Origin of the sequence: Arthrobacter crystallopoietes BAB-32 (genome assembly GCF_000328305.2) — a bacterium.
GTDB lineage: Bacteria > Actinomycetota > Actinomycetes > Actinomycetales > Micrococcaceae > Crystallibacter > Crystallibacter crystallopoietes_A.
Genome location: NZ_ANPE02000041.1, coordinates 1 through 5,547, shown reverse-complemented (window position 1 = coordinate 5,547; position 5,547 = coordinate 1). Strand labels below are relative to the sequence as shown.

Below are 5,547 nucleotides of genomic sequence, written 5' to 3'. Positions count from 1 at the left end.
CCGAAGTTCCTGCATGATCTGACCGGGTCGGGCAGTACGCTGATCCGGGCCACGTATGCGCGGCTGGAGCCGTTGTGCGACGGGCGGACGATGGTGGTCACCGGCGCGGTGCACCGCAAGCCGGTGCTGGCGCAGCTGCCGGAGCTGGGCCGGGCGAACCTGGTGCTGGAGCCGGAGCCGAAGGACTCGGCCGCGGCGATTGGTTTGGCGGCGGCGATCCTGTACCACCGGGATCCGGGCATCATCATGGGCTCCTTCGCCGCCGACCAGGTGCTCAACCCGGTGGAGAAGTTCCAGGACGCGGTCCGCGCCGCGGTGCGCACGGCGGCCGAGGGCTACATCGTCACGATCGGGATCAAGCCCACGCACGCGTCGACCGGGTTCGGGTACATCCGCACCTCGGGGGAGCTGGGCATTGCCTGCGCCCCGACGGCCCAGGGGGTCGCGGAGTTCGTGGAGAAGCCCGACGCGGCGGCCGCGGAGGCGTACCTGGCCTCGGGGGAGTACCACTGGAACGCGGGCATGTTCGTCGCGCCGGTGGACCTGCTGCTGAAGCACCTGGAAACCAACGAACCCGAGCTCTACACCGGGTTGATGGAGATCGCCGCGGCCTGGGACACCGGCAAGCGCCGCGAGGTCATGAAACGGGTCTGGCCGAGCCTGCCGAAGACCGCGATCGACTACGCGGTCGCCGAACCGGCCGCCGCGGCCGGTGACGTGGCCATGGTCCCGGGCGAGTTTTCCTGGGACGACGTCGGGGACTTCGCCGCGATCGGCCGGCTGAACGCCGCGTCCGAGACGAACAACCTCACCGTGCTCGGCGAGGGCGCGCGCGTGTACGCGGAAAAGGCCACCGGCATGGTCGTCTCCGACACCAAGCGCCTCATCGCGCTGATCGGCATCGATGACGTCGTCGTCGTCGACACCCCCGACGCACTGCTGGTCACCACCAAGGAACACGCCCAGCAGGTCAAGAAAGCCGTCGAACACCTCCGCGCCAGCGGCGACACCGACGTCCTCTAATTCTGTATGTCTCAATTCCTGCAGATAGCATGGCGTCGTTGCTTGAGAATTCTCCCGAGGACGGTTATGCCGCGCGCAGCAGGTTCGATAGCTGGATATCCAGACACTGCTTCATCTGGACGCCGTCTGAGGACGGATCACAGGGGCACTGGAAGGCGCCAGCGACTTCTTATCCCTGTTGCTATAGTCCTGCTGCTCATCGTCCTTTCCGTCGGTTGGTTGGGCTACCGTGCGCTCCAGGTGAAAGACAGCCTTGAGCGAGCAACGGGTATGGGTTCTTCCTTGACGGAACTGGTGGTAGCCGGTGATTTTGCAGGCGCGGAATCAAGAATGAGTGAGATTCAGGAGCTCACCTCAAGAGCACGGGACGCTGGGACGGATCCTCTATGGCGCCTTGCAGGAGGACTGCCCTGGCTTGGCCCGAACTTTGCCGCAATTACGGACGCCACCATGGCGGCTGACATCACGGTGGACGCTATCGCTCCGTTGCTTGACTCGTCGGGCAGCTTCAGTCCTTCCCTTTTTACGCCTAAGGACGGACGAATTAATGTCCACGCCGTCGCAGAGGCAGCTCCGAAGTTAGCCAGGGCCGCGGCAACTGTGAGTTCGGCAAACGACACTTTTGAAGCGATCGATCGCGGGCAGCTTCTTCCCCAGCTCGCGGCTCCGCTTGAACAGGCGGCAGCTCCACTCGACACAGTCGACTCAGCGCTTGGCCGCGCGTCAGAGGTAGCGGCGGTTCTCCCTCCCATGCTCGGCTCCGAAGGTAAACGCAATTACCTCGTTCTGGTGCAAAACAACGCTGAAATTCGAGCGACAGGTGGTATTCCGGGAGCTTTGGTCGTCCTGACTACGGACGACGGCAAGATCGAACTGACGGATCATGGGAGCGCGAGCCAACTCGGCCGCTTCAATCCTGCCCTTGCGGTCGACAAAGAGCAGGAGCGGATTTACACCACGCGACTCGGTGCATATATGCAGAATGTGAATCTGACCCCTGACTTTCCAACTGCCGCAACAACGGCGAAGGAGATGTGGGAGCAGGAAAACCCAGGATCGAACATTGACGGCGTACTCTCGATCGACCCGGTGGTCCTTGGATACCTGCTGGAGGCGACTGGGCCCATCGAGCTGAATAAGTCTGATTCATTACCGAGAGATCTTGGTGCATTGCCTTCGACACTCTCCAGCGACAACGTGGTGCAGACGTTGCTATCGGACGTCTACCGGGAAATTGAAGAACCGGCTCTGCAGGATGAGTATTTTGCAGCAGTTGCCAGTCAGGTGTTTTCCGGAATCACCAACGGAAATATTGACGCACCGCAGATGATCAATGCTCTCCGAAAAGGGGCGTCGGAAAACAGACTGCTTGTCTGGTCAGCGAAAGACGAAGAGCAGGACACAATTGCTGGGTCCGCTTTGGCTGGTGTTGTCGCAGGATCAGCTGAAAAGCCCGAGGTTGGCGTGTATTTCAACGACGGTACCGGCGCCAAAATGGATTATTACGTTCGACGCGAGGTCCGACTGGAGAAGCGTTGCCAACCAGACGGCTACTACCGCTACGCGGTTCAGGTGACTTTGCTTAACGATGCCCCTACGGATGCGGGCGACTCGTTGCCGGACTATGTTACAGGTGCGGGCGCATTCGGGGTTGAGCCAGGGACAGTCCAAACGAACGTCTATGCGTACGGTCCAACCGAATGGTTCCTGGACTCTGCGTCGAGAGATGGCGAGGCTGCGCCCTTCGGCTCCTACAAGCACGACGACCGTCCCGTCGCTGCCCTAACGGTGAAACTTGCGCCCGGCGAATCGACCTCCGTCGAATTCGGATTCTCAACTCTGTATGAGACAGAAGAACCGACATTACAGGTAACCCCAACAGTGCAACCTACCGCGGGAGTGATCAAACCGAGCTCGTTAGCGGCGAGCTGTAATTGATATTGGGAACCTTGGTTAAACGATGTGAGCAGGAATTGCAATCCCAGATCGCACCTGTTAGCGTTCCAAGGGAACAACGTTTCACCGTTGTCGTCATGCTAGGCACCACTTCACTTCCGATGACCCATGGGGGATCACACACATGAAGAAGACTTTGACCGCCCTGGCGATCGCCGGATCTCTCACCTTCCTGGGAGCCGGCGCCGCTCAAGCCAACACCTATCCTGCGCCTGAAGTTGCAACCGTATCCGACTCCACGGTTGCACCCGGCGAGACCTTCGTTTTCACCGCTGAGGGTTTCATCCCCGGTGAAACCGTTGTCGTCACCATCACCCTGACGACCGAACCGACCGCTGCTGGCGTCAGCGGCTTCGGTGTCGGCGGTGGCCTGGCTGCCGGCGTCACGGGCGTCATTGCCCCCGCGACCGTCGTAGAGACCCTGGACGGGACTGCCGACGCCGACGGCGTCTTCTCCACCGAAATTGCCCTGTCCGAGCCGGGCACCTACGTCATCACTGCTGAAGGCCAGGAGTCCGGTGTTACCGCCTCCGCGACGGTCGAGGTTGTATCGGTTGCCGGCGCCGGTGGCACCGGTGGTACAGGTGGCGACGCAACCGATGGCACAGGCTCTTCTGCTGACGAGCAGGCTGTTGCCGACGGCGATCAGCTGGCCAACACCGGCCTCGAGTCCAGCGCACTCCTCTGGGGCGGCGCAGGCGTGCTGGCCCTTGGTGCCGGCGCTACCGCTGTGGTAGTTTCCCGCCGCAAGAACGCCTAGTCGTTCCGAAAGCACCAAGTAAGGCTCCGAACCCGCTGGGTTCGGAGCCTTACTGTTTGTCATTCAAGATCAGTTGGCGGCGAGCAGTGCTTCCTCGAGAGCCACCCAGGCCAGCATCGCGCATTTCACCCGTGCCGGGTACTTGGAGACGCCGGAGAAGGCGGCTGCGTCGCCGAGCACTTCTTCATCGGCCTCGATTGTGCCGCAGGAACGCATGACCTCGCGAAACTCATCCACGAGCTTCAACAGCTCGCCGCGGTCCATATTGAGCCCGAGGTCGTGCAGCACCGATGCCGAGGCCATCGAGATGGAACAACCCTGGCCGTCCCAGCTGATGCCAGACAGCGTCTGCGTGCCTTCGTCCTCATGGACCGACGCACGCAGCGTAATCTCGTCGCCGCAGGTGGGGTTGAGCATGTGCGACTCCCCCACCTTGTCGCCGGCAGGGGCATCCACCAGCCCGGACCCGTGACGGAGCTTGGCATGTTCCAGAATGATCTGCTGGTACAACTGCTGGAGATCCGAGCTCATCTACTTCACTCCAAAGAACGGACGGACCTGCGCAACGGCCTCGAGGAAGGCATCGACGTCGTCGGTGGTGTTGTACAAGTACGTGCTCGCGCGCGTGGTCGCAACCAGGCCGAGCCTGCGGTGCAGGGGCTGGGCGCAGTGGTGGCCCACGCGCACGGCGATGCCCTTGTCGTCCAGGAACTGGCCGACGTCGTGGGCGTGCACGCCGTCCACGTCGAACGATGCCAGGCCGATTCGTTCCTCGCCGGCTTTCGGACCGAGCACATGGATGCCGTCGAGCTGTTTCAGGCCTTCCACCAGGCGCTGGCCGAGCTGCAGCTCCCACGCATGGATCCGGTCTATCCCGGTTTCCTTCAAGTAGTTCACCGCTGCGGCCAGGGCGACGGCCTGCGAGATGCGCTGGGTGCCGGCCTCGAAGCGGTTCGGCGACGGCAGGTAGGCGGCGTGCTCCATGGTCACGGTGGTGATCATGGAGCCGCCGGTCAGGAAGGGTGGCATGGCGTTCAGCAGCTCGGCCTTGCCATAGAGGGCCCCGATTCCGGTGGGCGCCAGCATCTTGTGGCCGGAGAACGCCGCGAAGTCCACATCCAGGGCCTTCACGTCCACGGGCATGTGCGGAACGGACTGGCAGGCATCCAGCACCACGTAGGCGCCGACCTCGCGGGCCATGGCGACCAGGGTTTCGACCGGGTTGATCGTGCCAAGGACATTGGAGGCGTGCGTGAAGGCCACAATCCTGGTCTGCGGGCCGATGACGGTGTTCGCGTGCTCGAGCTGCAGGGATCCGTCGTCGTTCACGGGAATGTAGCGCAAGGTGGCGCCGGTACGGAAGGCGAGCTCCTGCCACGGGATGAGGTTCGCGTGGTGCTCCATCTCGGTCACCACGATCTCGTCCCCGGGACGGAGCGCGAACCGCTCCGCTTCCTCTCCCCCGCGGCCGCATGAGGCGTTGGAGAATGCGTAGGTGATGAGGTTGATCGCCTCCGTGGCGTTGGAGGTCCACACGAGTTCGTTGAGCCGCGCCCCGATGAAGGAAGCGACTGTCTCCCGTGCGGCTTCGTAGGCGTCCGTGGCCTCGACAGCGAGGGTATGGGCGCCACGGTGAACGGCTGCATTGCGCTGCTCGTAGTACTCCTGCTCGGCTTCCAGCACGCTCTGCGGGTTCTGCGACGTCGCGCCCGAGTCCAAGTAGATGAGCCGGTTCCCGTTCACCTTCTGGTCCAGGATCGGGAAGTCATTGCGGATGCGCAGGACCTCGGCATTGTCGATCGGACCGG

At 62.6% G+C, this 5,547-nt stretch carries 5 protein-coding genes; 3 read left to right on the top strand and 2 right to left on the bottom strand.

Features of this window, described 5'->3' with window-relative positions; all coding sequences use genetic code 11:
• From D477_RS01130 to D477_RS01120, 3 genes are all read left to right on the top strand, one after another.
• On the top strand, positions 1 to 1,023 hold a 1,023-nt coding region (locus tag D477_RS01130), incomplete at its 5' end, for a mannose-1-phosphate guanylyltransferase (RefSeq protein ID WP_005266454.1).
• A gap of 282 nt (positions 1,024 to 1,305) precedes the next feature.
• Positions 1,306 to 2,961, top strand: a complete 1,656-nt coding sequence (locus tag D477_RS01125; RefSeq protein WP_237740666.1) for a DUF4012 domain-containing protein — start codon at positions 1,306 to 1,308, stop codon at positions 2,959 to 2,961.
• A 142-nt stretch (positions 2,962 to 3,103) separates the two neighbouring features.
• The gene (locus D477_RS01120; RefSeq protein ID WP_005266452.1) at positions 3,104 to 3,739 is read left to right on the top strand and encodes an LPXTG cell wall anchor domain-containing protein; all 636 of its coding nucleotides are present in this window, start codon (positions 3,104 to 3,106) and stop codon (positions 3,737 to 3,739) included.
• Between the two features lie 69 nt (positions 3,740 to 3,808).
• Here D477_RS01120 and sufU read toward each other — a convergent pair whose 3' ends face one another.
• Both sufU and D477_RS01110 read right to left on the bottom strand, forming a co-directional pair.
• Positions 3,809 to 4,270: a Fe-S cluster assembly sulfur transfer protein SufU gene (gene sufU / locus D477_RS01115; RefSeq protein WP_005266451.1), complete on the bottom strand. Its 462-nt coding sequence runs from the start codon at positions 4,268 to 4,270 to the stop codon at positions 3,809 to 3,811.
• Positions 4,271 to 5,539 (bottom strand): cysteine desulfurase, encoded by a 1,269-nt coding sequence (locus tag D477_RS01110; protein ID WP_052510642.1) that lies wholly within the window; start codon positions 5,537 to 5,539, stop codon positions 4,271 to 4,273.
• Positions 5,540 to 5,547 lie beyond the last annotated feature (8 nt).

Bases quoted from the DNA above. Each gene is read 5' to 3' on its own strand.
- sufU (WP_005266451.1), bottom strand. From the start codon at position 4,270: ATGAGCTCGGATCTCCAGCAGTTGTACCAGCAGATCATTCTGGAACAT.
- D477_RS01120 (WP_005266452.1), top strand. From the start codon at position 3,104: ATGAAGAAGACTTTGACCGCCCTGGCGATCGCCGGATCTCTCACCTTC.